At 71.2% G+C, this 24,534-nt stretch carries 29 protein-coding genes, 2 tRNA genes and 1 riboswitch; of the genes, 17 read left to right on the top strand and 14 right to left on the bottom strand.

All coding sequences use genetic code 11. The features are described from left to right. Positions 1–9: 9 nt before the first annotated feature. Together JUB10_RS12520 and msrA are read right to left on the bottom strand one after the other, a co-directional pair. Positions 10–225 (bottom strand): methyltransferase, encoded by a 216-nt coding sequence (locus JUB10_RS12520; protein WP_207457221.1) that lies wholly within the window; start codon positions 223–225, stop codon positions 10–12. A 97-nt stretch (positions 226–322) separates the two neighbouring features. Then, positions 323–850, bottom strand: coding sequence for a peptide-methionine (S)-S-oxide reductase MsrA (gene msrA / locus JUB10_RS12515; RefSeq protein ID WP_207457219.1), 528 nt, complete (start codon positions 848–850; stop codon positions 323–325). Positions 851–945: 95 nt separating this feature from the next. On the opposite strand from msrA, the gene JUB10_RS12510 reads away from it, so the two are divergent. The 3 genes from JUB10_RS12510 to JUB10_RS12500 all read left to right on the top strand — a co-directional run bounded on the left by JUB10_RS12510 (position 946) and on the right by JUB10_RS12500 (position 3,208). Beyond that, positions 946–1,950 (top strand): aldo/keto reductase, encoded by a 1,005-nt coding sequence (locus tag JUB10_RS12510; protein WP_207457217.1) that lies wholly within the window; start codon positions 946–948, stop codon positions 1,948–1,950. Positions 1,951–2,053: 103 nt separating this feature from the next. Continuing rightward, complete coding sequence (locus JUB10_RS12505; RefSeq protein ID WP_207457215.1) at positions 2,054–2,296, top strand: hypothetical protein; 243 nt, start codon at positions 2,054–2,056, stop codon at positions 2,294–2,296. A 90-nt stretch (positions 2,297–2,386) separates the two neighbouring features. Continuing rightward, positions 2,387–3,208, top strand: coding sequence for a hypothetical protein (locus JUB10_RS12500; RefSeq protein ID WP_207457213.1), 822 nt, complete (start codon positions 2,387–2,389; stop codon positions 3,206–3,208). Between the two features lie 191 nt (positions 3,209–3,399). Here the strand turns inward: JUB10_RS12500 and JUB10_RS12495 are convergent. From JUB10_RS12495 to JUB10_RS12485, 3 genes are all read right to left on the bottom strand, one after another. Beyond that, positions 3,400–3,472 (bottom strand) — tRNA-Arg (locus JUB10_RS12495). A gap of 49 nt (positions 3,473–3,521) precedes the next feature. Continuing rightward, positions 3,522–3,776 carry a thioredoxin family protein gene (locus JUB10_RS12490; RefSeq protein ID WP_307859220.1) on the bottom strand — a complete coding sequence of 85 codons (255 nt, stop codon included), beginning with the start codon at positions 3,774–3,776 and terminating at the stop codon, positions 3,522–3,524. A 49-nt stretch (positions 3,777–3,825) separates the two neighbouring features. Further along, entirely contained in the window at positions 3,826–4,041 is a 216-nt protein-coding gene (locus JUB10_RS12485; protein ID WP_207457209.1) for an SCO4848 family membrane protein, read from the bottom strand. A 56-nt stretch (positions 4,042–4,097) separates the two neighbouring features. On the opposite strand from JUB10_RS12485, the gene orn reads away from it, so the two are divergent. The 4 genes from orn to JUB10_RS12465 all read left to right on the top strand — a co-directional run bounded on the left by orn (position 4,098) and on the right by JUB10_RS12465 (position 5,479). Further along, a complete protein-coding gene (gene orn, locus JUB10_RS12480; RefSeq protein WP_207457207.1) occupies positions 4,098–4,718 on the top strand; it encodes an oligoribonuclease in 621 nt (206 codons plus the stop codon). A gap of 38 nt (positions 4,719–4,756) precedes the next feature. Beyond that, positions 4,757–4,832, top strand: a tRNA-His gene (locus tag JUB10_RS12475). A 106-nt stretch (positions 4,833–4,938) separates the two neighbouring features. Continuing rightward, positions 4,939–5,109, top strand: a complete 171-nt coding sequence (locus JUB10_RS12470; protein ID WP_207457205.1) for a hypothetical protein — start codon at positions 4,939–4,941, stop codon at positions 5,107–5,109. A gap of 10 nt (positions 5,110–5,119) precedes the next feature. Beyond that, positions 5,120–5,479: a metallopeptidase family protein gene (locus JUB10_RS12465; RefSeq protein ID WP_207457203.1), complete on the top strand. Its 360-nt coding sequence runs from the start codon at positions 5,120–5,122 to the stop codon at positions 5,477–5,479. 27 nt (positions 5,480–5,506) lie between these two features. Here JUB10_RS12465 and JUB10_RS12460 read toward each other — a convergent pair whose 3' ends face one another. The 4 genes from JUB10_RS12460 to JUB10_RS12445 are packed head-to-tail and all read right to left on the bottom strand — an operon-like array spanning position 5,507 to position 8,920. Further along, on the bottom strand, positions 5,507–6,031 hold the full coding sequence (locus JUB10_RS12460) for a nucleoside/nucleotide kinase family protein (protein WP_207457201.1): 525 nt from the start codon (positions 6,029–6,031) through the stop codon (positions 5,507–5,509). Next, positions 6,028–6,828, bottom strand: coding sequence for an energy-coupling factor transporter transmembrane component T family protein (locus tag JUB10_RS12455; protein ID WP_207457199.1), 801 nt, complete (start codon positions 6,826–6,828; stop codon positions 6,028–6,030). The genes JUB10_RS12460 and JUB10_RS12455 overlap by 4 nt, the downstream gene beginning before the upstream one ends. Further along, positions 6,825–8,297: an ABC transporter ATP-binding protein gene (locus JUB10_RS12450; protein ID WP_374191703.1), complete on the bottom strand. Its 1,473-nt coding sequence runs from the start codon at positions 8,295–8,297 to the stop codon at positions 6,825–6,827. The genes JUB10_RS12455 and JUB10_RS12450 overlap by 4 nt, the downstream gene beginning before the upstream one ends. Then, a complete protein-coding gene (locus JUB10_RS12445) occupies positions 8,294–8,920 on the bottom strand; it encodes an ECF transporter S component (RefSeq protein ID WP_207457197.1) in 627 nt (208 codons plus the stop codon). Before JUB10_RS12445 ends, JUB10_RS12450 begins: the two co-directional genes overlap by 4 nt. Positions 8,921–8,956: 36 nt before the next feature. After that, a riboswitch (TPP riboswitch) is annotated at positions 8,957–9,066 on the bottom strand. Between the two features lie 16 nt (positions 9,067–9,082). On the opposite strand from JUB10_RS12445, the gene JUB10_RS12440 reads away from it, so the two are divergent. The 5 genes from JUB10_RS12440 (at position 9,083) to folB (ending at position 17,341) form a co-directional block, all read left to right on the top strand. Beyond that, a complete protein-coding gene (locus JUB10_RS12440; RefSeq protein ID WP_207457195.1) occupies positions 9,083–10,006 on the top strand; it encodes an LLM class F420-dependent oxidoreductase in 924 nt (307 codons plus the stop codon). Between the two features lie 80 nt (positions 10,007–10,086). Continuing rightward, positions 10,087–12,297, top strand: coding sequence for a glycogen debranching protein GlgX (gene glgX, locus JUB10_RS12435; protein WP_207457194.1), 2,211 nt, complete (start codon positions 10,087–10,089; stop codon positions 12,295–12,297). A 1-nt stretch (position 12,298) separates the two neighbouring features. Next, positions 12,299–14,644 carry a malto-oligosyltrehalose synthase gene (gene treY, locus JUB10_RS12430; RefSeq protein ID WP_207457192.1) on the top strand — a complete coding sequence of 782 codons (2,346 nt, stop codon included), beginning with the start codon at positions 12,299–12,301 and terminating at the stop codon, positions 14,642–14,644. Then, on the top strand, positions 14,644–16,389 hold the full coding sequence (gene treZ / locus JUB10_RS12425) for a malto-oligosyltrehalose trehalohydrolase (protein ID WP_207457190.1): 1,746 nt from the start codon (positions 14,644–14,646) through the stop codon (positions 16,387–16,389). Before treY ends, treZ begins: the two co-directional genes overlap by 1 nt. Before the next feature lie 10 nt (positions 16,390–16,399). Then, the gene (gene folB / locus JUB10_RS15090) at positions 16,400–17,341 is read left to right on the top strand and encodes a dihydroneopterin aldolase (protein WP_207457188.1); all 942 of its coding nucleotides are present in this window, start codon (positions 16,400–16,402) and stop codon (positions 17,339–17,341) included. Between the two features lie 6 nt (positions 17,342–17,347). Here folB and JUB10_RS12415 read toward each other — a convergent pair whose 3' ends face one another. After that, complete coding sequence (locus JUB10_RS12415) at positions 17,348–18,253, bottom strand: oxygenase MpaB family protein (protein WP_207457186.1); 906 nt, start codon at positions 18,251–18,253, stop codon at positions 17,348–17,350. 66 nt (positions 18,254–18,319) lie between these two features. Further along, the gene (locus JUB10_RS12410) at positions 18,320–18,841 is read right to left on the bottom strand and encodes a GNAT family N-acetyltransferase (RefSeq protein WP_207457184.1); all 522 of its coding nucleotides are present in this window, start codon (positions 18,839–18,841) and stop codon (positions 18,320–18,322) included. 35 nt (positions 18,842–18,876) lie between these two features. On the opposite strand from JUB10_RS12410, the gene JUB10_RS12405 reads away from it, so the two are divergent. Genes JUB10_RS12405 through JUB10_RS12395 form a run of 3 tightly spaced genes read left to right on the top strand, consistent with a single transcriptional unit; the run spans position 18,877 to position 19,984 of the window. Beyond that, positions 18,877–19,074 carry a hypervirulence associated TUDOR domain-containing protein gene (locus JUB10_RS12405; RefSeq protein ID WP_207457182.1) on the top strand — a complete coding sequence of 66 codons (198 nt, stop codon included), beginning with the start codon at positions 18,877–18,879 and terminating at the stop codon, positions 19,072–19,074. Between the two features lie 14 nt (positions 19,075–19,088). Next, positions 19,089–19,562, top strand: a complete 474-nt coding sequence (locus JUB10_RS12400; protein ID WP_207457180.1) for a metallophosphoesterase family protein — start codon at positions 19,089–19,091, stop codon at positions 19,560–19,562. A 53-nt stretch (positions 19,563–19,615) separates the two neighbouring features. Next, positions 19,616–19,984, top strand: a complete 369-nt coding sequence (locus tag JUB10_RS12395) for a DUF7882 family protein (protein ID WP_207457178.1) — start codon at positions 19,616–19,618, stop codon at positions 19,982–19,984. A gap of 82 nt (positions 19,985–20,066) precedes the next feature. On the opposite strand, the gene JUB10_RS12390 is transcribed toward JUB10_RS12395, so the two are convergent. The 3 genes from JUB10_RS12390 to JUB10_RS12380 all read right to left on the bottom strand — a co-directional run bounded on the left by JUB10_RS12390 (position 20,067) and on the right by JUB10_RS12380 (position 22,440). Then, entirely contained in the window at positions 20,067–20,402 is a 336-nt protein-coding gene (locus tag JUB10_RS12390) for a hypothetical protein (protein ID WP_207457176.1), read from the bottom strand. 98 nt (positions 20,403–20,500) lie between these two features. Then, on the bottom strand, positions 20,501–20,980 hold the full coding sequence (locus JUB10_RS12385; RefSeq protein WP_207457174.1) for an SRPBCC family protein: 480 nt from the start codon (positions 20,978–20,980) through the stop codon (positions 20,501–20,503). Then, complete coding sequence (locus tag JUB10_RS12380; protein WP_207457172.1) at positions 20,977–22,440, bottom strand: phytoene desaturase family protein; 1,464 nt, start codon at positions 22,438–22,440, stop codon at positions 20,977–20,979. Before JUB10_RS12380 ends, JUB10_RS12385 begins: the two co-directional genes overlap by 4 nt. A 107-nt stretch (positions 22,441–22,547) precedes the next feature. Between JUB10_RS12380 and JUB10_RS12375 the strand changes: the two genes are divergently transcribed. Both JUB10_RS12375 and JUB10_RS12370 read left to right on the top strand, forming a co-directional pair. Then, positions 22,548–22,763: a hypothetical protein gene (locus JUB10_RS12375; protein WP_207457170.1), complete on the top strand. Its 216-nt coding sequence runs from the start codon at positions 22,548–22,550 to the stop codon at positions 22,761–22,763. Positions 22,764–22,786: 23 nt separating this feature from the next. Further along, complete coding sequence (locus JUB10_RS12370) at positions 22,787–24,472, top strand: long-chain-fatty-acid--CoA ligase (RefSeq protein WP_207457169.1); 1,686 nt, start codon at positions 22,787–22,789, stop codon at positions 24,470–24,472. The last annotated feature ends 62 nt before the right edge of the window (positions 24,473–24,534 follow it).

The following is a 24,534-nucleotide window of genomic DNA, read 5'->3' as shown; positions in this document are numbered from 1 at the left end:
GACTGGTCGTCAGTGGCCGACGAACTCCGGCCGTTCGGCACCGGGTCCGAGGCTCGCGTGCAGCGCCTGCATCGCGACCTCGAGGGTGGGGTAGGTCCCCGTCGCTTCGTGCCCCGCGCGCTTGACGGCGAAGCCGTCCGCGGTGCGGTGCACGCTGCCCACCACGCCGGCGGCGGTGTAGGCGACCCAGGTGCGGGTCAGGGTGGAGGTGGAGGAGTCACTCATCGTCGAGTCCCCTTTCATGCGGTACATGCGTCGAGGGTGGCACCCGAACGGGCACCACCCTCGACGTTAGCCCCCGGAGCGGTCCGGGTGAAGGGGGTCAGGACGCGAGGACGTACTCCGCGTACGACTTGCGCACCTTGTTGACCTTCGGCAGCGCGACCGCGAGGCAGTAGCCCTGGCCGGGGTTCTTCGCAAAGAAGTCCTGGTGGTACTCCTCGGCACGGAAGAACTCGCCGAGGGGGCTGATCTCGGTCACGATCCCGCCGTCCCAGATCTCGGCCGCGCGGTCGCGAGCGGCCTCGAAGACGGCCTTCTCCTCGTCGTCGCGGTAGAACATCGCCGAGCGGTACTGCGTGCCGACGTCCGCGCCCTGCCGGTTGAGCTGGCGCGGGTCGTGCAGGGTGAAGAACACGTCGAGGATGACGTCGGCCGGGATGACCTCCGGGTCGAACGTGACGGCGACGGCCTCGGCGTGCCCGGTCGCACCCGTGCACACGGCCTCGTAGCTGGGGTTCTTGAAGCTGCCGCCGGTGTAGCCGGAGACGACGTCACTCACGCCGCGGAGGGTGCGGTAGACGGCGTCGAGACACCAGAAGCATCCGCCGGCGAGCACGAAAGTCTGCATGAGGAAGACCCTACTTTCTGTCGTGGGAGTCGCCTCCTGCAACCGTTCCCTGCCGTCGGTCATTCCCTCCTGGGAGCGCTCTATAGGCTGGCGCCATGCCCTATGAAGCGCACCCCGACCGCTACGAGTCCATGAGCTACGCCCGCGTCGGCCGGAGCGGTCTGCTCCTGCCCGAGATCTCCCTCGGCCTCTGGCACAACTTCGGTGACGACAAGCCGCTCGAGACGCAGCGGGCGATCCTCCGCCGCGCGTTCGACCTCGGGATCACCCACTTCGACCTGGCCAACAACTACGGCCCGCCCGCCGGATCGGCCGAGCAGAACTTCGGCACGATCTGGGCCCAGGACTTCCGCCCGTACCGCGACGAGATCATCGTCTCGACCAAGGCCGGCTACTACATGCACGAAGGCCCCTACGGCGAGTGGGGCTCGCGCAAGTACCTGCTGTCGAGCCTCGACAAGAGCCTCGCCCGCATGGGCCTCGACTACGTCGACATCTTCTACTCGCACCGCCCCGACCCGGAGACCCCGATCGAGGAGACGATGGGCGCGCTCGCGAGCGCGGTGCACCAGGGCAAGGCGCTCTACGTCGGCATCTCGAACTACGACCCCGAGCAGACGCGCGCCGCGTACGCCGCGCTCGCCGAGCACAAGGTGCCGGTGCTCATCCACCAGCCGCGCTACAGCATGTTCGACCGGCACATCGAGGACGGTCTCTTCCCCGTGCTCGAGGAGCTCGGCATGGGCAGCATCGTGTTCTCCCCGCTCGCGCAGGGCCTGCTGACCGACCGCTACCTCAAGGGCATTCCGGAGGACTCGCGTGCCGCGGAGGGCCGCTTCCTCAAGGCCGAGAGCATCGACGACACCTACCTCGAGCGGGCCAACGCCCTCAACGAGATCGCGAAGGGGCGGGGCCAGACCCTCGCCCAGCTCGCGCTGCGCTGGGTGCTGCGTCAGCCGCAGGTCACGAGCGCGCTCATCGGCGCCTCGAGCGTCGCGCAGCTCGAGAACAACGTCGCGGCGCTCGACAAGGCCCCGCTGACCGAGGACGAGATCGCGGCGATCGAGCCCTACGCCGTGCACGGCACCGCCCTGCGCTGACGGTCGGCCTCCCGTGCGGCCGGTGCGGGGAACGGATGTCGGAGGTGCTCCCTACCTTCGGAACGTCCCTTCCACCCCGGCCGGCCGCACGAACGGAGAAGCCATGACCACCCTCGACTTCGCTCCCCGCACCCACTCCGCCCTGCCGTCCGTCCTCCAGCTGCACTCGAAGCTGTGGCGGGTGACGAAGCCGGGCGGCGAGGTGCTCGGGTACATCGAGGCCTTCGACGCCGTCGGCGGCGAGCGGTTCCGCGCCAAGCGCTTCTTCGCGACCCGTCGCACGTTCGTGGAGATCGGCGAATTCTGGCGCATGGATGACGCGACGGACTCGCTCCGGTTCGCCTGACGCGCTCCTGATCGGCCGCTTTCCCGGACGCGGCGGCGTGTCGCAGCCGCTCCCGGCCCGATCCCTCAACCTCCGGTTTATGGTTCGGGCATGCAGTGGTTGAACGACTTCGTCGACTGGATCGGCTCCGAGCAGGGCGCCGCTCTCCTCACGACCGTGATCGTGCCGTTCGTCGCGATCGTCCTCGCCGGGATCATCGGCGGCGTGCTCGGACGCGGCGCGGTGAAGCGGATCGTGCGTCAGCGCGACGCCGACTACAAGGCGGGGATCGTCGCCTCGCTCGTCGCCTCGGCGCGCCGCGCGAGCCAGTGGAGCACGCTCAACGGCGAGGAGCGTCAGTACGCCGAGACGCTCGCCGGCGAGGCGGACATCCGGCTGCGTCTGCTGCCCCTCGCCGGGGCGAGCGTCGCCGCCGACTGGGCTGCGCACGAGATCGCCGAGCTGCGCAAGCACTCGGTCTCGTACAGCCGCTCGAGCGAGCAGATGGTCACCGACTTCCGCGACCGTCTCGTCGAGTGGGAGTTCCGCCCCCGCCGGGCCCGCAAGCAGTTCGTGCAGGACCTCGAGCGCTGGCGCTTCGAGCAGAACGACACGGAGCAGGAGCTCGAGGAGCGCCAGCAGGCGTGGATCCACGAGCGCACCAGCGCGGCGCGCGTCGCCGCGGCCGCGAAGCCGGCACCGCTCGCCCCCGTGCCCGTCGAGAAGCCCGCCCCGACCGTCGCCGCTCCCGTCGCCGAGAAGCCCGAGGAGAAGGGGCCCTCGTTCTCCTGGACCCCGCCCGTCAAGGCGCAGGAGCCGGAGCCCGCTCCCCTGCCCGAGCGCAAGCCGGTGGGCGAGAACGGTCTCGACGAGGACGGCCTGAGCGAGACCCAGGCTCTCGAGCCCGTGCCCGCCGGAGGCGAGAAGCACTAGACCTTCACTGAAGCGGGGTCGGCGTCACTGACGTCGGCCCCGTTTCTCGTTGCGGCGGAGTTCTACGCAGTGGCCCGGTCAGGAGATGAGAAGACCCCGCGAGAGCCGCTCCCGGCTACCGCGCCCCCGGCAGGAATCGGACCTGCGACCAAGAGATGAGAAGGCCCCGCGAAAGCCGCTCCCGGCTACTGCGCCCCCGGCAGGAATCGAACCTGCGACCAAGAGATTAGAAGGCTCCTGCTCTATCCGCTGAGCTACGGGGGCAGCACCGTCAAGATACCGCAGCCCTCGCTCGCGGCCCGGTTCGCCGGGGTCAGCCCGCCTTCGCGAGGGCGACGAGCACCTGGTTGACCGTGGGTACGCCCGTCGCCCGGAAGAGCTCGTGCCCGTCGGGACCGTCGATGACGACTGTCGGCGTCGCGACGATGCCGCGGTCCTCGGTCAGGTCCGCCTCGCGGGCGACGTCGATCTCGCGGATGCGCGCCTGCGGCACGAGCCGCGCGGCGGCGTCGAGCACCTGCCGCGTCGCGGCACAGGGCCGGCAGAACGCCGAACTGAAGAACAGCACGTCCACCTCGAGGAGAACGGATGCCCCGGGCGGGCTATTCCGGCGGGGGTCAGCCGACGAGCAGCAGCACCGCCGCGACGACCGAGAGCGCCGCGAGCACGAGCGCGATCGTCACGAGCACGAGGTGCACGGTGTAGAAGCGGGTGCGACGGCCCGAGGCATCCGTCGCCCTGGGGTCCTTCGCGACGCGGCGGAGGAACTGGGGCCAGGCGACGATGTTGAAGACCGCTCCGAGCAGGAGCACCACGACGGCGAATGCGACCACGTGGTCAGGCTAGCCGCCGCCATCGGGTTGTCCGCCCTGCGGCATAGACTGGCGAAATGCCGAGTTCTTCCGACCGTCTCGTCTGGATCGACTGCGAGATGACGGGCCTCGACATCGGCGTCGACGAGCTCGTCGAGGTCGCCGTCGTCGTCACGGACTTCGACCTCGTGCCCGTCGACCCGGGCTTCTCGATCGTGATCAACCCCGACAAGACGGCGCTCGACAACATGAGCGACTTCGTGCGGGAGATGCACACCGAGAGCGGTCTGCTCGAGCAGATCCCGAACGGCGTCACCCTCGCCGAGGCCGAGTTCGAGGTGCTCGAATACATCCTGCGCTGGGTGCCCACCGGCGGTCAGGCGCCGCTCGCCGGCAACACGATCGGCACCGACCGCACCTTCCTCGCGAAGTACATGCCTCGGGTCGACAACCACCTGCACTACCGCAGCATCGACGTCTCCTCGATCAAGGAGCTCGCCCGCCGCTGGTTCCCCCGCATCTACTTCAACGCGCCGCAGAAGGCCGGCGGCCACCGCGCCCTCGCCGACATCCTCGAGTCGATCCGCGAGCTCGACTACTACCGCCGAGCGGTGTTCGTGCCCGAGCCCGGACCCACGAGTGAGGACGCGCAGGCGGCCGCGAAGGCGGTCGTGGACGTGTGGGCCTCTCGGCTGTAATAGACTCTCGTAGTCGCGCGGCAGGTTCGCGCGCCGCGGTGGGTATAGCTCAGTCGGTAGAGCGCCTGGTTGTGGTCCAGGAGGTCGCGGGTTCAAGCCCCGTTACTCACCCCAATGGCCCGGTCCTAGTGACCGGGCCTTTTCCTTTCCGTGTGCACGCCTGTCTGCGACTTCCCCGCACCTGGAGCCGCCTCCCAGGCTGCGCGGGGACGGTGGAAACATGAGCGAGAACAAGAAGACCCCGGAGGACCCGAACTCGGAGGGCCAGGGCGTCGGCAGCGAGGGCACCATCCCCTCGTCCGACACCGGTCTGTCGGTGACCGTCGGCGAGGAGTCGACGTTCGAGCCCGAGGAGGACGAGCTGGCCGACCCCGAGGAGGGCGACCAGTAGCCTTTCCGGCATGGCTGACCTGTCGGAGATCGACGCCGAGGCGTTCGAGCGCATCGTCGTCGAGGAACTCGACGCGCTGCCGGACGAGATGGTCGAGGGACTCGACAACGTCGTCTTCGTGACGGAGGACCGCCCCGAGGACGGCACCCTCGACCTGCTCGGCGTGTACGAGGGCGTGGCGCTCACCGAGCGCGGGCAGTACGGCTTCGGCGAGCTGCCCGACCGCATCGTGCTCTTCCGCGAGCCGCTCCTCGCGCACAGCGACGACCTCGACGACCTGCGCGACCAGGTGCACATCACCCTCGTGCACGAGATCGCGCACTTCTACGGCATCGACGACGAGGAGCTGCACCGGCTCGGCTGGGACTGACCCGGCAGAGCGGCGGGCAACGAGCGGTCAGACCGGCAGGTCGCGCCCGTCGACCACGACGTCGGCCAGCAGGTCCGAGCGTTCACGGGCGTAGAACGCGTCCTCCTGCGCCGCCCAGCGGTCCCACTCGCGCTCGTAGCTCTCGCCGTCGCGGGCGATGGCCCTCCGGTGCCGTTCGGCCGCGTCGAGCTCGATCCACACGCCGAGGGTCGCCAGCGACCGAGCCGACCGGCTGAGGGCGCCACACCCCTCGACGACGAGCGGCCGCGCGGGATCGATCCGCCGCTCCGGCATGTGCCGCGCGGCGTGCCAGTCCCAGGGGCGCCAGCGGCCGTGCGGCAGCAGGTCCTCCCACACGGCGCGGCTGCCCGCCTCGAGGCCGTCCCACCCGGGATAGAGGTCGTCGAGCCGCACGAGGTCGGCGTCGAGCGCGGCCGCGACCGCGGCCGCGAGTGTGCTCTTGCCCGAGCCCGAGCGGCCGTCGATCAGCACGACGGGCCGCGGACCCGTGACACGGTCGGTGACGGTGTGTACCGCCTCGTCGAGATTCACCGCGCGCCGATGAACGTGAAGGCGCCGGTCAGCACGGATGCCGCGAGCGAGAGCGCCGCGATCGCGACGCCGATCCCGACGAGCACCCACTCGGCACGACCGAAGCGGGCCTGCCGGGCCCAGGTGCGCCGGGTGCCGCTGCCGAACCCCCGCGCCTCCATGGCGACGGACAGCGCGCCGGCGCGCCGGATCGCGAACACCAGCAGAGAGAACCCCAGTCCGCCGACGAAGCGCAACCGCCCGAGCAGTCCGCCCGCGTCGCCGACCCCGCGCGCCCGTCGCGCCGAGACGAGCACGCGCCAGTCCTCGACGAGCAGCCCGACGAGCCGGAAGGCCGCCAGTCCGCCGAGCACGAACCGGGCCGGCAGGCGCCACGTCTGCGCGAGGCCGTCCGCGAGGTCGGTCGTGTCGACGGTCGCGACGAGGAGGGTCGCGGGGATGCCGATGGCGAGCACCCTCAGCAGGGCGGCGAGCGCGAGGGCGAGCGACCCGTCGCTGACGGTGATGAGCAGGAAGCGGAAGTGGACCTCCCCCGACGGTGCACCGTACAGGGCGATCGTCAGCGCCGTCAGCGGGGCCGCGACGAGGATCGGCACGAGCCGCACGAGCAGCGCCCGCCACGGCACGCCGGCGAAGGGCAGCAGGAGCAGCACGCAGGCGAGGGCCGTCGACGCGGAGACGGGGTCGATCGTGATGAGCAGCGCGAGGCCGATGACGGCGGACGCGGCGATCTTCGCGACCGGGTTGATGCGATGCACGACGCGGTCTCCGCGCACTGGGGCGAGGAGGGTCGTCACGCCGCCTCCCGGGTGCGGCCCAGGCGGTGCTCGGCGGCGCCGAGACCCTCGACCACGGCGGGGTCGTGGGTCACGGCGAGGATCGCGCGACCGGCGTCGAGCTGCTCGCCCAGCAGGGCGATCAGCTCGCGCCAGGTGCGGGCGTCCTGACCGAACGTCGGCTCGTCCAGCACGATCACCGAGGGCGAGGTCGCGAGCACCGTGGCGACCGAGAGCCGCCGCTTCTCACCGCCCGAGAGGGTGTGCGGGTTCGCCTTCGCGAGCCTGCCGAGCCGCAGGCGTTCGAGGAGCGGATCGACGACGGCGGCGAGGGCGGCACCCCGCAGACCGAGCGCGCGGGGCCCCAGTTCGAGCTCGGCCTGCACGGAGCCGGTGAGGAACTGATGCTCTGGGCTCTGGAACACCGTGCCGATCCGGGTCAGCAGGTCGCGGGAGCGCCAGCGCACGGGCTCGGCGGAGGCGAGGCCCTGCCGGAGAGCGGCGGATGCCTCCAGCTGCCCGCCCCGCGGGGCGAGCAGCCCCGCGAGCGTCAGCGCGAGCGTCGATTTGCCGGCCCCATTCGGTCCGGTGATCGCGAGCGCGGCGCCCCGGCGCACGTCGAGCGCGATCCCCCGCGCGACGGGGTGTGCGCGCTCGCGCCCGACCGCGAGGTCGCTCGCGGAGAGCAGCACGGCACCGTCCTCCGAGCGGAGGAGCGGCGCGGGCAGCTGTGCGCCGGGCACCCAGACCCCGGCGGCGTCGAGCCGCGCGCCGTGCCGGGCGAGCACGTCGGCGGGGCGGCCGTCGGCGATCACCCCGTCCGCGCCGAGCACGACGACGCGGTCGACGAAATCCCACCAGGTGGCGACGCGGTGTTCCACGACGACGACGGTGCGCTCCCCCGCGATCCGCTCGAGCGCGTCGCGCACCTCGGCGACCCCGTCGGGGTCGAGATTCGCCGTCGGCTCGTCGAGCAGCAGCAGTCCCGGCTCCATCGCGAGCACGCCGGCGAGCGCGAGGCGCTGCTTCTGTCCTCCGGAGAGGGCGGAGGTCGAGCGGTCGAGCGGCACGTCGAGGCCGACCGCGGCGAGCGCGGCGGTGACGCGCGGCCCGATCTCGGCCGGCGGCGTGCCGAGGTTCTCGAGACCGAACGCGACGTCGTCACCGACCCTCGCGAGCACCGCCTGCGTGTCGGGGTCCTGCAGCACGAGGCCGATGCGCTCGCGGGCATCCGCGGGGTGCCGGCCGTCGACCGACACCGAGCCCTGCTCCTCCCCCTCGTCCGAACCGCCGAGCAGGCCGGCGATGCCGTGCAGAAGGGTCGACTTGCCCGACCCGGATGCCCCGAGCAGCAGCACCCGCTCCCCCGGCTCGATCACGAGGTCGATCCCGGAGACGGCGAAGTCGCGCCGGGTAGCGTGCCGCCAGCCCCAGCCCCGCAGTTCGACGCGGGCGCCGGGGGCCGGGGCGGCGGGGATGGACAGGGTCAGACCCGTTCGCCGTGCTCGCGCCCGGCGGCGAAGCGCGAGAGGGCTCCGGTGCGGGCGAGGGCGCGCACGAGCGCCCAGCCCAGTAGTCCGGCGAGCACGACGCCCGTGACGATCGAGCTGATCGTGTAGACGACGCCGAACAGCGGGGTGAGCGACGAGGCGTACCAGACGACGAGGTCGTTGACCGCCATGGCGAGACCTGCGCCCGCGCCGGCGAGCAGCGCCGGCACGAGGCCCCAGCGGCGGTAGAGGAAGAGCGCGAACACGAGCTCCGCGCCGATGCCCTGCACGAGGCCGGCCTCGATCGTCCACCAGCCCCACTCGTTCGGCACGATCAGCACCGAGACGGTCGCGGCGAGCAGCTCGGTGTAGAGCGCGGCGCCGGGTTTGCGGATGACGAGGGCGCCGAGCACGGCGGGCAGGAGCCAGATTCCGGCGAGCAGGGCGCTGAGGCCCGGGACGACCGCGCCGAGCGCGTCGCGCAGCGGGGTGCCGGCGGCGTTCCAGAGGATGAAGACGAGCCCGAGGGCGACGCCCAGCACGCTCGCGGTGACGATGTCGACGACACGCCAGCGGGTGGAGGCGGGACGGCGGGTGCCCGTGGGGGCGGCGGTGGTGGTCACGAAGATCGTGCCCCTTTCGTGGATGCGAAATGGAAGGGCACGGGTAGAGGTCCTCCCTGCGCTGGCATGACCCAGATCAGGTTCGACGGTCGAAGGTTGAGAACCTTCCTCTCAGCCCGGCTCACCGGACTCCCGTGGTGTCGCCCAGCATAGGCTCGAAGGATGGAGTTCTGCATCTTCACCGAGCCCCAGCAGGGCGCGAGCTACGACACCCTCCTCGCCACGGCGCAGGCCGCCGAGGATCTCGGCTTCGACGGCTGGTTCCGCAGCGACCACTACCTCGTGATGGGCGACGGCGACGGCCTGCCCGGGCCGACGGATGCCTGGACCACGCTCGCCGCCCTGGCCCGCGAGACGAAGCGAGTGCGTCTCGGCACCCTCGTCTCGAGCGCGACCTATCGCTACCCCGGCATCCTCGCGATCCAGGTCGCCCAGGTGGACCAGATGTCCGGTGGCCGGGTCGAGCTCGGGCTCGGCACCGGGTGGTACGAGCAGGAGCACCGCGCGTACGGCATCCCGTTCCCGGCGAAGCGCTTCGGGCTGCTCGAGGAGCAGCTCGCGATCGTCAGCGGCCTGCTCTCGACGCCGCTCGGCGAGACGTTCTCGTACTCCGGCGAGCACTACACCCTCGAGGACGCTCCGGCCCTGCCGAAGCCCGTGCAGTCCCCCGTGCCGCTCATCGTCGGGGGCGGCGGACCGAAGAAGACCCCGGCACTCGCCGCGAAGTACGCCACCGAGTACAACGCGGGCTTCGCGACGGTCGCCGACGTCGAGGCCAAGCTCGGCCGCACCAAGGCGGCGGTGGCGGAGGCCGGTCGCGACGCGGCATCCATCAAGTACTCCGTCGCGGGCACGACGGTCACGGGCGCGGACGAGGCGACGGTTCGGCGGCGCGCCGATGCGACCGGCACGACCCCCGAGGACGTGCGGCACGGCGGCTTCGGCGGCACCGCGAGCGAGGTCGTCGACAAGATCGGGACCTTCAAGGAGATGGGCATCACCCGCGTGTACTTCCAGGTGATGGATCTCGCCGATCTGGACCACCTGGAATTCATCGCGCAAGAAGTGGTTCCCCAGGTGCGCTGACGGGTATGGGGGTCTCAGAGGATGCCTCTCAGGTTCCTCTCGCTACGTTGAGAAAAATCCCCCAACGGAGGTACCTAGCAGTGCAGACCTGGCCCGGTAGTCCCTATCCGCTCGGCGCGACCTTCGACGGGAGCGGCACGAACTTCGCGCTGTTCAGCGAGGCCGCGGAACGTGTCGAGCTCTGTCTCTTCGACGACGCCGGAGAGGAGACGCGCGTCGAACTGCACGAGGTCGACGCCTACGTGTGGCACGCGTACCTGCCGTCCGTGCAGCCCGGTCAGCGCTACGGCTACCGCGTGCACGGCCCGTACGACCCGGAGAACGGCCTTCGGATGAATCCGAACAAGCTGCTCCTCGACCCGTACGCGAAGGCCACGACCGGGGAGATCGACTGGGACCAGTCGCTCTTCTCGTACAACTTCGGCGACCCGGACTCGCGCAACGACGACGACTCGGCCGCGCACATGACGAAGGGCGTGGTCATCAACCCGTTCTTCGACTGGCAGGGCGACCGTCACCCGCGCACCCCGTACAACGAGACGATCGTCTACGAGGGCCACATCAAGGGCCTCACGATGCGTCACCCCGACCTGCCCGAGGAGCTCCGCGGCACGTACGCCGGCGTCGCGCACCCGGTGATCATCGAGCACCTGCAGAAGCTCGGCGTCACCGCCCTCGAGCTCATGCCCGTGCACCAGTTCGTGCAGGACTCCACCCTGCTCGACAAGGGCCTGCGCAACTACTGGGGCTACAACACCCTCGGCTTCTTCGCGCCGCACAGCGCCTACTCCTCCACCGGCACGCAGGGCCAGCAGGTGCAGGAGTTCAAGAGCATGGTGCGCGCACTCCACTCGGTGGGCATCGAGGTCATCCTCGACGTGGTCTACAACCACACCGCCGAGGGCAACCACATGGGCCCGACCCTGTCGTTCCGCGGCATCGACAACCAGGCGTACTACCGCCTCGTCGACGACGACCAGCGCTACTACATGGACTACACGGGCACCGGCAACACCCTCAACGTGCGCCACCCGCACTCGCTGCAGCTGATCATGGACTCGCTGCGCTACTGGGTGACCGAGATGCACGTCGACGGCTTCCGCTTCGACCTCGCGTCGGCGCTCGCCCGCGAGTTCTACGAGGTCGACCGCCTCGCGACCTTCTTCGAACTCGTGCAGCAGGACCCGGTGGTCTCGCAGGTGAAGCTCATCGCCGAGCCGTGGGACGTCGGCCCCGGCGGCTACCAGGTGGGCAACTTCCCGCCCCAGTGGTCGGAGTGGAACGGCAAGTACCGCGACACCGTGCGCGACTTCTGGCGCGGCGAGCCCTCGACGCTCGGCGAGTTCGTCAGCCGCATCTCCGGCTCCGCGGACCTCTACGAGGGCTCCGGACGCCGCCCCGTGGCATCCATCAACTTCGTCACGGCGCACGACGGCTTCACGATCCGGGACCTCGTCTCGTACAACGAGAAGCACAACGAGGCGAACGGCGAGGACAACAACGACGGCGAATCGCACAACCGCTCCTGGAACTGCGGCGTCGAAGGCCCGACCGACGACCCGCACGTGCTGAACCTGCGGGCGAAGCAGCAGCGGAACTTCATCGCGACGCTGCTGCTGTCGCAGGGCGTGCCGATGATCCTGCACGGCGACGAGCTCGGCCGCACCCAGCAGGGCAACAACAACACCTACGCCCAGGACAACGAGCTGACCTGGATCGACTGGGAGCACGCCGACCAGCCGCTCATCGAGTTCACGGCGGCGGTCGCCCGGCTTCGCAAGGAGCACCCGACCTTCCACCGCAACCGGTTCTTCAACGGCCGCCCGGTGCGCCGCGCCGAGGGCGAGCCGCTGCCGGACGTCGTGTGGCTCTCGCCGGAGGGCGAGGCCATGAGCGAGGACGACTGGGAGTCGGGCTTCGGCCGGGCGATCGGGATGTTCCTCAACGGCCAGGGCATCCGCGGGCGCAACGCGCGCGGCGAGCGCATCACCGACCAGAACTTCGTGCTCTACTTCAACGCCCACGACGACACCGTCGACTTCACCCTGCCGGCGGACGAGTACGGCGCCACCTGGGAGGTCATGGTCGACACGGCCGGCGAGACGGTCGGCTCCGACCTGAAGCCGGAGTCGCAGCTCCCGGTCGCCGGGAAGGCGCTCGTCGTGCTCCGCGAGAAGAAGCTCGTCGAGGAGGACACCGACCCGAGCGTCGCCGCCTCCCTCGCCGTGCTCGCGAACGCCGCGGGCGACCTCGCCGGCAACGCCGCTCCCGCTCCGACGATGGGTCAGTGACATGTCGCGCATCCCGATCTCGACCTACCGTTTGCAGGTGCGGGAGAGCTTCGACCTCTTCGCCGCCGCCGACGTCGCGGAGTACATCCGCGACCTCGGCGCGGACTGGGTCTACCTCTCCCCGCTCCTGACGGCGGAGCAGGGCAGCGACCACGGCTACGACGTCACCGACCACTCGCAGGTCGACCCGACCCGCGGCGGCGCCGTCGGCCTCGAGACCGTCGCCGACCGAGCGCACCTGCTCGGTCTCGGCGTGCTCGTCGACATCGTGCCCAACCACATGGGCGTCGCGACGCCGCACCAGAACGGCTGGTGGTGGGACCTGCTGACCCACGGACGGCAGTCGCGCTACGCGGAGGCGTTCGACGTCGACTGGGAGTTCGGCGGCGGCAAGGTGCGCATCCCGGTGCTCGGCAGCGAGGACGACCTCGACAAGCTCGAGGTCGTCGACGGCGAGCTGCGCTACTACGACAACCGCTTCCCGCTCGCGCCCGGCACGGCCGACGACGGGGCGGATGCCAGGACGGTGCACTCCCGCCAGAACTACGAGCTCGTGCACTGGCGCCGCGCCGACGCCGATCTGAACTACCGGCGCTTCTTCGCCGTGTCGACCCTCGCCGCGATCCGCGTCGAGCTGCCGTGGGTGTTCGAGGAGTCGCACCGCGAGATCATCCGCTGGGTGCGCGAGGGCTACGTCGACGGCCTGCGGGTCGACCATCCGGACGGCCTGTTCGACCCGGGCCAGTACCTCGACGACCTCGCCGAGGCGACGAGCGACGCGTACGTGCTCGTGGAGAAGATCCTCGAGTCCGGCGAGCAGCTGCCCACGGCGTGGGCGACCGCCGGGACCACCGGCTACGACGCCCTCGCCGACGTCGACCGGGTGCTCGTCGACCCGAAGGGGCGGCTCGCCCTCGACGCCCTCGACGCGCGCCTCCGGGGCCGCGAGAGCGCCGTCGACTGGGCCGAGCTGATCCACGGCACGAAGCGCGCGATCGCCGACGGCATCCTGCGCAGCGAGGTGCTCCGCCTCGAGCGCGACTTCCTGCGCGAGGAGACGGGCGCGAGCGAGAGCGAGCTGCCCGAGACGCCGGAGGAGTCCGGCGAGCTCGCCGACGCCCTCGCCGAGCTGCTCGCCTGCTTCCCCGTCTACCGCTCCTACCTGCCGCTCGGCGAAGAGCACCTCGACGAGGCCGTACGACTCGCGACGGCCCTCCGTCCCGAGCTCTCGGGCGCGATCAATCGCCTGCTGCCCGCTCTGAAGAACCCCAGGACGGCGGTCTCGCAGCGCTTCCAGCAGACCAGCGGCATGGTCATGGCCAAGGGCGTGGAGGACACCGCGTTCTACCGCTACAGCCGGCTCACCAGCCTCAACGAGGTCGGCGCCGACCCGGCAGAGTTCGCGATCGGCCGCGCCGAGTTCCACTCCCGCCAGGAGACCCGCCAGGCGCTCTTCCCCGCCTCGCTCACGACGCTCTCGACGCACGACACCAAGCGCGGCGAGGACGTGCGGGCGCGCATCAACGTGCTCGCCGAGATCCCGGATGAATGGGACGCGACGCTCTCGCAGCTGCGCGAGCGTCACCCGCTCGGCGACGGCCCGTTCGAGAATCTGCTCTGGGAGGCGATCGTCGGCGCGTGGCCCGCCTCGCGCGAGCGCCTGCACGCGTACGCCGAGAAGGCCTCCCGCGAGGCCGGGACCTCGACGACGTGGACGGAGCCGAACGAGGAGTTCGAGGGGCGCATGCACGCGCTCGTCGACGCTGTGTTCGACGACGAGGAGACGAGCCGCATCGTCGCCGACGTCGTCGCGCGGGTCGAGCAGCCCGGCTGGTCGAACTCGCTCGCGGCGAAGCTCATCCAACTGACGGCGCCGGGCGTGCCGGACGTGTACCAGGGCAGCGAGCTGTGGGAGACGTCCCTCGTCGACCCCGACAACCGCCGGCCGGTCGACTTCCCGCTGCGGCGTCTCTACCTGCAGGCCGTGCACGACGGCGCGATCCCGCCGATCGACGAGACCGGCGCGGCGAAGCTGCTCGTCACGACGAAGGCGCTGCGCCTGCGACGGGACCGCCCCGAGCTCTTCACCCGGTACGCCCCGCTGCCCGCCTTCGGCGAGCGCGCCCCGCACGTCATCGCGTTCGACCGCGGCGGCGCCTACACCGTGGCGACCCGCCTGCCGATCGGCCTCGAGCGGGCCGGCGGCTGGGGCGACACGACGATCATCCTGCCGCGCCGCCCCATGCGCGACGCCCTCACGGGCCGCACCTTCGAGGGCGGCACCATCCGACTGTCCGATCTGCTCGCGACCTACCCGGTCGCCCTTCTCGAAACGGTGAAGCGCTGATGACCTTCGACGTGTGGGCCCCCCTGGCCGAGCGTGTCCGCCTCGTGCTCGACGGCACCGACCACGAACTGGTCCGCGCCGAGGACGGCTGGTGGCGCCCCGAGCAGCCGATCGAGGCTCGGCCGGGCGCCCGCTACGGCTACCGCCTGGGCGACGACGACAAGGTGCTGCCCGACCCGCGGTCGCGGCGGCAGCCGGACGGCGTGCACGAGGCATCCGCCGTCTTCGACCCGTCCGCGCACCAGTGGACCGACCAGCGGTGGACCGGCCGGCAGCTGCCGGGCAGCGTCATCTACGAACTGCACATCGGCACGTTCACGCCGGAGGGCACGCTCGACAGCGCGATCGAGCGGCTCGACCACCTCGTCGACATCGGCGTGGACCTCGTCGAGCTGCTGCCGGTCAACGGCTTCAACGGCACGCACAACTGGGGATACGACGGCGTGCTCTGGTACACCGTCTCGGAGTCGTACGGCGGCCCGGAGGCGTACCAGCGCTTCGTCGACGCCGCCCACGAGCGCGGGCTCGGCGTCATCCAGGACGTCGTCTACAACCACCTCGGACCGAGCGGCAACTACCTGCCCCTGTTCGGCCCGTACCTCACCGACGCGCACGCCAACACCTGGGGCCTCTCGGTCAACCTCGACGCCGACGGGTCCGAGAACGTCCGACGGTTCATCATCGAGAACGCGCTCATGTGGCTGCACGACTACCACGTCGACGGCCTGCGTCTCGACGCCGTGCACGCGCTCGTCGACGAGGGGCCGAAGCACCTGCTGCAGGAGATGGCCGAGGAGGTCGACGCGCTGAGCGCCCACCTGCGCCGGCCGCTCACGCTCATCGCCGAGAGCGACATGAACGACCCGAAGCTCATCACCCCGCGTGAGGGCGGCGGCTACGGGCTGCACGCCCAGTGGAGCGACGACTACCACCACTCGGTGCACGTCGCGCTGACGCGGGAGACGGCCGGCTACTACGCCGACTTCGAGTCGCTGTCGGCGCTCGCCAAGGTCATGACGGAGGGCTTTTTCCACAACGGCACCTACTCGTCGTTCCGTGAGCGGGACCACGGCCACCCGATCGACACCGAGAACATGCCGACCTGGCGTCTGGTCATCGCGAATCAGAACCACGACCAGATCGGCAACCGGGCGATCGGCGATCGCCTGACCGCGTCCCTCGACGAGGGCCAGCTCGCGATCGCCGCGGTGCTGACGCTCGCCGGGCCGTTCACGCCGATGCTCTTCATGGGCGAGGAGTTCGCCGCGTCGACGCCGTGGCAGTTCTTCACGTCGCACCCGGAGCCCGACCTCGGCGAGGCCACCGCAAAGGGCCGCATCGAGGAGTTCGCGAAGATGGGCTGGGACGAGTCCGTCGTGCCCGACCCGCAGGACCCGGAGACGTTCACTCGCTCGAAGCTGCAGTGGTCGGAGGCCTACCCCGAGCACGGGGAGGCGAGCCGGCACACCCGCACGCTCGGCGTGTACCGCGCCCTCGCTGCCCTGCGGCGGGAGATCCCGTCGCTGACGGACCCGCGCTTCCCCGTGATCGACGTGCGCTACGACGACTCTGCGCGATGGTTCATCGTGCGGCGCGGCGAGGCGACGATCGTGATCAACTTCGCCGAGGAGCCGCTCGAACTCGAGGTCGGGGCGTCGCAGTTGCGCTTCGGCACCGACGAGAACGTGCAGCTGACGGATGCCACGTTGAGGCTGGGGGCGCACAGCGCCGCGATCCTCACGTAGCGTTCTCGGCATGCCAGATCTACCCGCCGCGGAAGCGGCGATCCGCGCCTTCCTGCAGGCGATGGGCGCGGACCCCGACGACCCCCGGCTCGCCGGCACCGCCACCCGCGTCGCGACGACAGGAGCGGAGCTGTTCTCCGGGCTGGGGGTCGACGCGGCGGCCGTGTTCGCGACCGACGTCGAGGCGCCGACGACCTCGCCGGTGATCGTGCGGGGCATCCCGTTCCGGTCGATGTGCGAGCACCACCTGCTGCCGTTCTCGGGCGAGGCCGCGATCGCGTACCTGCCGCGGGAGCGGGTCGCGGGGCTCGGCGCCCTCGTACGTGTCGTCGACACGGTGGCGTCCCGGCCGCAGGTGCAGGAGCGCGTCGCCGACGAGGTGGCCGACGCGGTGTTCCGCGGGCTCGACGCCCGCGGCGTCTTCGTGCGCATCGAGGCGGAGCACGCGTGCGAGTGGGCCCGCGGCCGCCAGGTGCGCGGCGCGAGCATGCTGACGGTCGCCTCGCGCGGCGAGTACGACGCGGGTGTCTCCCGCATGGAGGCGCTGGCGCTGCTCGGCACCCCCGCCCGTCCGCAGGCAAGGGCGGATGCCGCGGGTGATCGCATCGTGCTCGAGGGCATCAGGGTGCGGGCCTTCCACGGCGTGCACGACGTCGAGCGCGAGCAGGGCCAGACGTTCGTGATCGACGTGGAGCTGACCGTGCCGCTCGCGACGGCCGCCGCCACCGACGACGTGACCGACACGGTGCACTACGGCGTGCTGAGCGACAGGATCGCCGCCGCCGTGGCATCCGACCCGGTCAACCTCATCGAGACCGTCGCGGAACGCGTCGCGGCGCTGTGCCTCGACGACCCGCGGGTCAGCCGGGCGGTCGTCACGGTGCACAAGCCGGAGGCCCCGCTCCGGGTCGAGTTCGGCGACGTGATCGTGCGCGTCGACCGCGGGCGCTGACGCCGCTCAGCTCGCGAAGCGCTCGGCCCGGATGCGGGCGATGCGCTGACGTGCGGCGATCTCGCTCGCGCCCGGGTGCGTGACGAGCTTGCCCGCGACCGTGAGGAACGCCCGGCACGCACCGATCGCCGCCGCACGGCGCACGGGCCCGCGCTCGAGGCGCAGCTTCACGCGGTAACGCTCGGGCAGCGAGGCCACCGCCGCTTCGAACAGCACGCGGTACGCCGGCATGATCGCAGGCTTCAGCCCCGGGTTGCGCAGGAACCGCACCACCTGCTCGGTGCGGTCGTCGTACTTGAGGTCGTCGTCGAAGGCCGCGAGCGCGGCCTCGTGCTCGGCGAGGCTGCGCGGCGGGTGCTCGACGCCCATCAGCTCCCCCGCGACGGCCCACTGCTTCACGTACGCGTCGGCTCCCCCGGGGATCGGCGACCCCCAGAGCAACTGGGCGCCGAGGAACGCCTCGGTGAAGGCGACATGCACCCAGAGCAGCAGTTCGGGGTCGCCGGCGGCGTAGGGGCGCTCGACCCCGCGCGCGTCGACGTAGGTGCCGCGCACGCGATCGTGCAGCTTGCCGACCATCGCCGACGCCTGCTGCGCAGTCTCCGTCGAACCGAACGTCACCGACATGAGCCAGCGCACGGTGCCGGAGAGACGCCCGAGGGGGTCCTCCTCGTAGCGGGAGTGGTCGTGCACGCCCGCGAGGGCACCCGGATGCAGCGCCTGCATCAGCAGCGCCCGCACGCCCGCGACGAGGGTCGGCAGTTCGCCGTGCACCACCCACGGGGCGGAACCGGGCCCGAAATAGCCTTCGTCGTCGCCCTCCGCGAAGGAGTAGACCCACGCGGGTTCGCCGCCCTTGTCCTTCGTCAACGTCTCCAGCAGCAGCGACTGGAAGGCGGACGCGAGACTCACGGCATCAGTGTGGGGTGACGATGCTGAAGGACGGCTGAGGCGGGGCCGTGCTCGTCGAAGTCGTCGTCAGGCGACGGATGCCGCGAGCAGCGCGACCACGACGCTGCCGCCCTTCGTGGCCTGCTGGCCCACCTCAGCGAAGCCGAGCCGCGAGTGGAACGCGAGCGACCGCGGGTTCGGCGGCTCGATGTTGACCTCGCACTGCACCTCGCTGAGACCGGCCCGGCGGGCCGCGTCGAAGACCGCGTCGTAGAGCCGCGGACCGAGTCCCCGGCTGCGGTGCGCCTCGTCGAGCACGATCCGGTCGACGTAGAGGCCCGCCACCCCGCGGCGGGTGAACCAGACGTAGTTCTCGCTCGCGTAGTCCTGACCTGGCTCCATCGCGAGCAGGAACCCGATCGGGCGCTCGGTCGCCTGGTCGTCGACGACAGCCAGGGCGAGCGACGACAGCGCGACGAGCTCGGCGATGTCCTCCCGGGTCGACTGCGGCACGGCGGGGGTCGCGGCGTTGTTGAGCTCGACGACTCGGTCGAGGTCCGCGTCCCCGAGCGGGCGGAGGGAGAACGAGGCGAGTTCGCTGGAAGTCACCAGGCAACGGTACAAGCCACGGAAAGGTGGGAGGCATGAAGAACGGAGACCACGTCACCTGGAACACGTCCCAGGGCGAGACGAGCGGCAAGGTCGTGGAGCGCAAGACGAAGGACTTCACCTTCGACGGTCAGCACTTCACGGCGAGCGAGGACGACCCGATGTTCATCGTCGAGAGCGACAAGTCGGGCAAGAAGGCGGCCCACAAGGGATCGGCGCTGCACGCCAAGTGACCGCGGTCGTGCTGATGTCCGACACGCATCTGCCCAAGCGCGCGAAGGACCTGCCCGCGGCCCTCTGGGCGGACGTCGCCGCGGCCGACGTCGTCGTGCACGCCGGCGACTGGGTGGACGTGCCGCTGCTGAACGAGCTCGAGGATCGGTCGCGGCGCCTCGTCGCCTGCTACGGCAACAACGACGGGCCGGCGCTCCGCGCCCGGCTGCCCGAGATCGACCGGATCGAGCTCGACGGTCACCGGTTCGCCGTCGTGCACGAGACGGGTCAGGCGACCGGGCGGGAGAAGCGCTGCGACATCCGCTTCCCCGACGTCGACGTGCTGGTCTTCGGGCACTCGCACATCCCCTGGGACACGACGACCCCGCGCGGGATGCGGCTGCTGAACCCCGGCTCGCCCACCGACAAGCGGCGGCAGCCGAAACACACGTGGATGCGGCTGGACGTGCGCCGGGAGGCATTGACGGTCGAGCTCGTCAGCCCCTGAAAACCGACCGATGGATCAGTGACCCGGACGCGCTGCAGGAGTACGTTCGGCGCGTGGGCAAACTGTTGTACGGCCCGTTCGGGGCCGAGTTCCAGTTCGACGACCGACTGCTGGCGCACCTGCAGGTGGTCATCGGCGCGAAGCTGCGCCGCCACGAGAGCTTCTTCTTCACGTGGCGCGACGACGCGAGCGTCGGCGACGGGCGCAGCGCGATCTGGATCAGCCCCTCGATCCCGCTGTACTTCAAGTACCACGGCAGCAAGACGCCGGAGATCAACCGCGAGTGGCTCGAGGTGCTGAGCGCGAGCGCGAACAGCTCGACGGGCCTGCAGGTGCTCGAGGAGCCGCACGCCAGCCACACCCCGCACCACATGGCGCAGCACCACGGCGCGATCGGCAACGGGCACGCTCGCTCCCGCTAGCGGGCACGACGAAGAGCTCCGGCGCCTGCCGGAGAGCCACCGGGCGGCGTTCGGGCGCCGCGCGGGTCAGGAGAGGGTCAGCTCAGCGGAGGGTGAGCGCGCCGAGCGACGTGAGCGCGGAGGCCGCGACGCCGATCGAGCCGATGCCGACGACCGTCGCCAGCACGGCGAGCAGCACGTCACCCAGCGAGGCGCGCTTCGCCTCGGTCTGGCCGGCGAGCTCGGCGGCGACGCGCTCCTTCGCGGAGACGAACGAGGGGTAGCTGCCGAGGGCACGGCCGGCGCTGTCGAGAGCGACGAAGCGTCCACGGACGGTGCGTTCGATGGCTCCGGCGTGGCCGCCGTCGAGCTCGGCCTCCCACACGCTCGCGCGCACAGGAGCCCATCGGACACCGGGATTCATTGAGGTTGTGGTCACAATCTCACCTTCGGGTTTAGGCGGAAGTTATCCACATCCGACTGTAGCGCACGGCGTGTCGAGCTCGCAGGATGCTTCCCATCAGCCATTTTCCGCTGCTACCTTGCGGCCCCGGATTCGGCGGCCGGCAGGGCCGGGCGTGCGCCGCCCTCCGCGAGCCAGGCGAGCCGCTTCAGCGTCTCGACGTTGCGCAGGTGGATGCCCACCGATCGCACGGCCTCCGGCACCATCGTCGCGGGCCCCTCGATCGCGTCCTCGGCGATGCGGACGACGCAGCCGTCGCCCCTCCGCTTCACGTCGATCGTGACGAACGCCTCGCCGAGCACGGGCCAGCCGCGCGCCCGCAGTCGCGCATGACGCGGCGGATCCCACTCCTCGAGCGTCGTCGTGTCGTTGACGACGAGCGGCCACAGCCCGAAGGAGTGGTGCAGCACGGCACCGTCGGAGGGCCAGCTCGCCTCGACGTCGCGCATCCGCGAGGCACCGGGCACCCACGAGGCGTAGAGCCAGCCGTCGGCGAGCACCGCGAACAGCTGCTCGGGCGTCGCGGCGATCCTGCGGTAGGTGACCCCGGTCATGACAGCACTCCTTCCGGCGCGAGCTCCGGCGCGCGCCTGATCCCGAACTCGTGGCGCAGCGCGCTCGTCGCGGCACGCCAGCCGTTGAGCCCGTGCACCCCCGGACTCGGCGGCGTCGCCGACGAGCAGAGGTAGAACGTCCCACCCGGCGCCCGCCAGGGGTCCGGCGAGAGCACGGGCCGGCGCAGCAGCCGGAGGAACGTCACGTCGCCGATGGCGATGTCGCCGCCCACGTAGTTCGCGTTGTACTCCTCCATCTGCGCCGCGGTCTTGCTCGCGGAGCCGACGATCCTGTCGCGGAAGCCGGGGGCGAAGCGTTCGATCTGCGCTGTGATGGTCTCGGTCTGGTCGACGGTCGAGCCGTGCGGCACGTGGGTGTAGGCCCAGAGCACGTGCCGGCCCGCGGGCGCGCGAGTGGGATCGAGCACCGACGGCTGGGAGACGAGCACGTACGGGCTCGGCGCGTGGCGGCCGCGCCGCACCTCGTTCTCCGCGCGCTGCAGCTCGGCCCGCGAGCCGCCGACGTGCAGGGTGCCGGCCTCGGCGAGCGCGGGGTCGCGCCACGGCACGGGCCCGTCGAGCACGAAGTCCACCTTCGCCGCGGCGTTGCCGTAGCGCACGTCCTCGAGCGCCCGGCGGTAGCGCTCGGGCAGCCGGTCCCCCGCGATGCTCGCCATCGCCCGGGCGCTCGTGTCGAAGAAGACGGCCTTCGCGGGAGGGAGCTCGGCGACGGATGACACGGGGCTGCTCGTCACGATCTCGGCACCGTGCGCTTGGGCATCCGCCGCCATCGCGTCGACGATCGTCTGACTGCCGCCGCGCACGACGGGCCAGCCGCGGCCGTGGGCGAGGGTCGCGAGCACGAGGCCGCCGGCGCTCGTCGCGAGCGACGGCATCGCCTGAATCGAGTGGGCCATCGCCCCGGTGAGGAGCGCCGGCGCGACGCCCTCCCGGAACCGCGCGTTCCACGCGGCCGAGCCCTGCTCGAGGGCGCGCAGGCCGAGACGCAGCGCCGTGATCGGCGACTGCGGAATGCGCACGAGCGAACCGGAGGTGAAGTCCGCCACGCCGCGCAGGTCGTCGACGAGCGGCGCGAACAGCTGCCGCCAGGCGGCCCCGTCCCGGCCGAGCCCCTCCACCGTCCTGTCGAGGTCGCGCCAGGCGAGCCCCGAACGGCCGCCGTCGAGCGGCTGCGCGTAGGAGAGCTCCGGGGTCAGCAGCTCGATCCTGTCCTCGAGGCGGAAGCGCCGGAAGAACTCGGACTCGAACGCGAGCGGGTGCACAGCGGAGCACACGTCGTTGAGGTGCCCCGGCTCGACGAGCTCCATGGTGCGGGAGCCGCCGCCGATGGTCGCCGCGGCCTCGTACACGCGCACCGAGAGCCCGGCACGGGCGAGGGTCACCGCGACGGCGAGCCCGTTCGGCCCGGCGCCGACGACGATCGCGTCGAAGGAGTCCACGTCCCCACTATTCCCCGTGCGGCTGCGACGGACACCTGCGGGGAAGAAGTCTCAGCATCCGCTGAACGACAGGGGCGGCGTGGGGACGCCCGCGTATCGTCGGGACCATGGCAGACGAGAACGCCCTTCCGCCCGTCGAGGCCTGGTGGCCCAACCTGAGCATCGACGCGAAGCACTCCCTGACGGACAACCTCGACGACGCGGTGCCCGCCGACGTCATCAGCGAGATCGAGGCGACGACGTCGAAGGGCGTCGACGTGCCGGCGTACCTGAGCGACGACGACAAGCAGTACATCCGCGAGCAGGGCGAGGTCGTCGACTGACCGACGTTCCGTAAAGTGATCGCGTGACGATCGGAACGCCCCGGCCCTGGCTCGCGAGTTACGCCGAGGGGGTGCCGACCGAGCTCGAGCTCCCCACGGGATCGCTCTACGACATCGTCGAGGGTTCCGCGCGGCAGTACCCGGGCAGCGTCGCGCTCGAGTTCTTCGGCGCGGAGACCACCTACCGCGAGCTCGGCGAGCAGATCGAGCGCGCCGCCGAGGGGCTCCGCAGGCTCGGCGTCACGAAGGGCGACCCCGTCGCGCTCGTGCTGCCGAACTGCCCGCAGCACATCGTCGCGTTCTACGCCGTGCTGCGGCTCGGCGCGATCGTCGTCGAGCACAACCCGCTGTACACAGCGCGCGAGCTCCGCCACCAGTTCGAGGACCACGGCGCGAAGGTCGTCATCGCCTGGGACAAGGTCGTCGAGACGATCCAGGCCTTCCCCGCGGATGTCGCGGTGGAGAGCATCGTTTCGGTTAACGTCACGCGCTCGATGCCCTTGCGCATGCGCGCCCTGCTGCGGCTACCGATCGCGAAGGCGCGGGAGTCCCGGGCCGCGCTCACGACGAGGGTCAGCGGCACCACGACGTGGGAGAAGCTCGTCGGCTCCCCCGCCCTCGACCCGGCGCACCCCGCCCCGGCCGCCGAGGACATCGCGCTCATCCAGTACACGAGCGGCACGACCGGCTCCCCCAAGGGCGCCGTGCTCACCCACCTCAACCTCAGCGCCAACGCCGCGCAGGCACGCGCCTGGGTGCCGACGATCCCGCGCGGCACGAGCGTCGTCTACGCCGTCCTGCCGATGTTCCACGCCTACGGCCTCACGCTCTGCCTGACCTTCGCGATGTCGATGGGCGCGCGCCTCGTGCTCTTCCCCCGCTTCGACCCCGACCTCGTGCTCAAGGCCATCAAGAAGCACCCGCCGACCTTCCTGCCCGCGGTGCCGCCGATCTACGAGCGGCTCACGGCCGAGGCCGACCGTCGCGGCGTCTCGCTCGACGGCATCCGGATCGCGATCTCCGGCGCGATGCCGCTCCGTCAGGACGTCGTCGAGCCGTGGGAGGAGCGCACCGGCGGCTACCTCGTGGAGGGCTACGGCCTGAGCGAGACCTCGCCCGTGCTCATGGCGAACCCGGTCGCACCCAGCCGCAAGGCCGGCACGGTGGGGCTGCCGCTGCCCGGCACCGACGTGCGCGTCGTCGACCCGGAGGACCCCAGCTCCGACCGCGCGATCGGCGAGGAGGGCGAGCTGCTCGTGCGCGGCCCCCAGGTCTTCAGCGGCTACTGGCGCAAGCCCGACGAGAGCGCCGCCGTCTTCGCCGACGGCTGGTTCCGCACCGGCGACATCGTGACGCTCGACGAGGAGGGCTTCGTGCGGGTCGTCGACCGCATCAAGGAGCTCATCATCACCGGCGGCTTCAACGTCGCCCCGAGCGAGGTCGAGGACGCGATCAAGCTCTTCCCCGGCGTCGCGGATGCCGCGGTCGTCGGGTTGCCCTCGCAGCACAGCGGTGAGGACGTGGTGGCCGCGATCGTCGTCGAGCCCGGCGCGACCGTCGACCCCGAGGCGCTCCGGGCGTTCGCCCGGGAGCGGCTCACCCCGTACAAGGTGCCGCGCCGCGTCGAGGTCGTCAACGAACTGCCGCGCTCCCTCATCGGCAAGGTGCTGCGCAAGAAGGTGCGCGAGGGCCTGCTGGCGCGGGGCTGAAGGGACGAGAGGGGCGGATGCCGCGTGGCATCCGCCCCTCTCCCCTCGACCTTGTGCCGCGG

This window comes from Desertivibrio insolitus (assembly GCF_017355965.1).
GTDB lineage: Bacteria > Actinomycetota > Actinomycetes > Actinomycetales > Microbacteriaceae > JAFIQW01.
This window is presented reverse-complemented; position numbering and strand designations above follow the sequence as displayed.

Coding starts and splice junctions, on each gene's coding strand:
- JUB10_RS12375 (WP_207457170.1), top strand. CDS start 22,548: ATGGCAGACGAGAACGCCCTTCCGCCCGTCGAGGCCTGGTGGCCCAAC.
- JUB10_RS12385 (WP_207457174.1), bottom strand. CDS start 20,980: ATGACCGGGGTCACCTACCGCAGGATCGCCGCGACGCCCGAGCAGCTG.
- folB (WP_207457188.1), top strand. CDS start 16,400: ATGCCAGATCTACCCGCCGCGGAAGCGGCGATCCGCGCCTTCCTGCAG.
- JUB10_RS12470 (WP_207457205.1), top strand. CDS start 4,939: ATGAGCGAGAACAAGAAGACCCCGGAGGACCCGAACTCGGAGGGCCAG.
- JUB10_RS12405 (WP_207457182.1), top strand. CDS start 18,877: ATGAAGAACGGAGACCACGTCACCTGGAACACGTCCCAGGGCGAGACG.
- treZ (WP_207457190.1), top strand. CDS start 14,644: ATGACCTTCGACGTGTGGGCCCCCCTGGCCGAGCGTGTCCGCCTCGTG.
- JUB10_RS12440 (WP_207457195.1), top strand. CDS start 9,083: ATGGAGTTCTGCATCTTCACCGAGCCCCAGCAGGGCGCGAGCTACGAC.
- treY (WP_207457192.1), top strand. CDS start 12,299: ATGTCGCGCATCCCGATCTCGACCTACCGTTTGCAGGTGCGGGAGAGC.
- msrA (WP_207457219.1), bottom strand. CDS start 850: ATGCAGACTTTCGTGCTCGCCGGCGGATGCTTCTGGTGTCTCGACGCC.
- orn (WP_207457207.1), top strand. CDS start 4,098: ATGCCGAGTTCTTCCGACCGTCTCGTCTGGATCGACTGCGAGATGACG.
- JUB10_RS12520 (WP_207457221.1), bottom strand. CDS start 225: ATGAGTGACTCCTCCACCTCCACCCTGACCCGCACCTGGGTCGCCTAC.
- JUB10_RS12465 (WP_207457203.1), top strand. CDS start 5,120: ATGGCTGACCTGTCGGAGATCGACGCCGAGGCGTTCGAGCGCATCGTC.
- JUB10_RS12400 (WP_207457180.1), top strand. CDS start 19,089: ATGTCCGACACGCATCTGCCCAAGCGCGCGAAGGACCTGCCCGCGGCC.
- JUB10_RS12510 (WP_207457217.1), top strand. CDS start 946: ATGCCCTATGAAGCGCACCCCGACCGCTACGAGTCCATGAGCTACGCC.
- JUB10_RS12505 (WP_207457215.1), top strand. CDS start 2,054: ATGACCACCCTCGACTTCGCTCCCCGCACCCACTCCGCCCTGCCGTCC.
- JUB10_RS12500 (WP_207457213.1), top strand. CDS start 2,387: ATGCAGTGGTTGAACGACTTCGTCGACTGGATCGGCTCCGAGCAGGGC.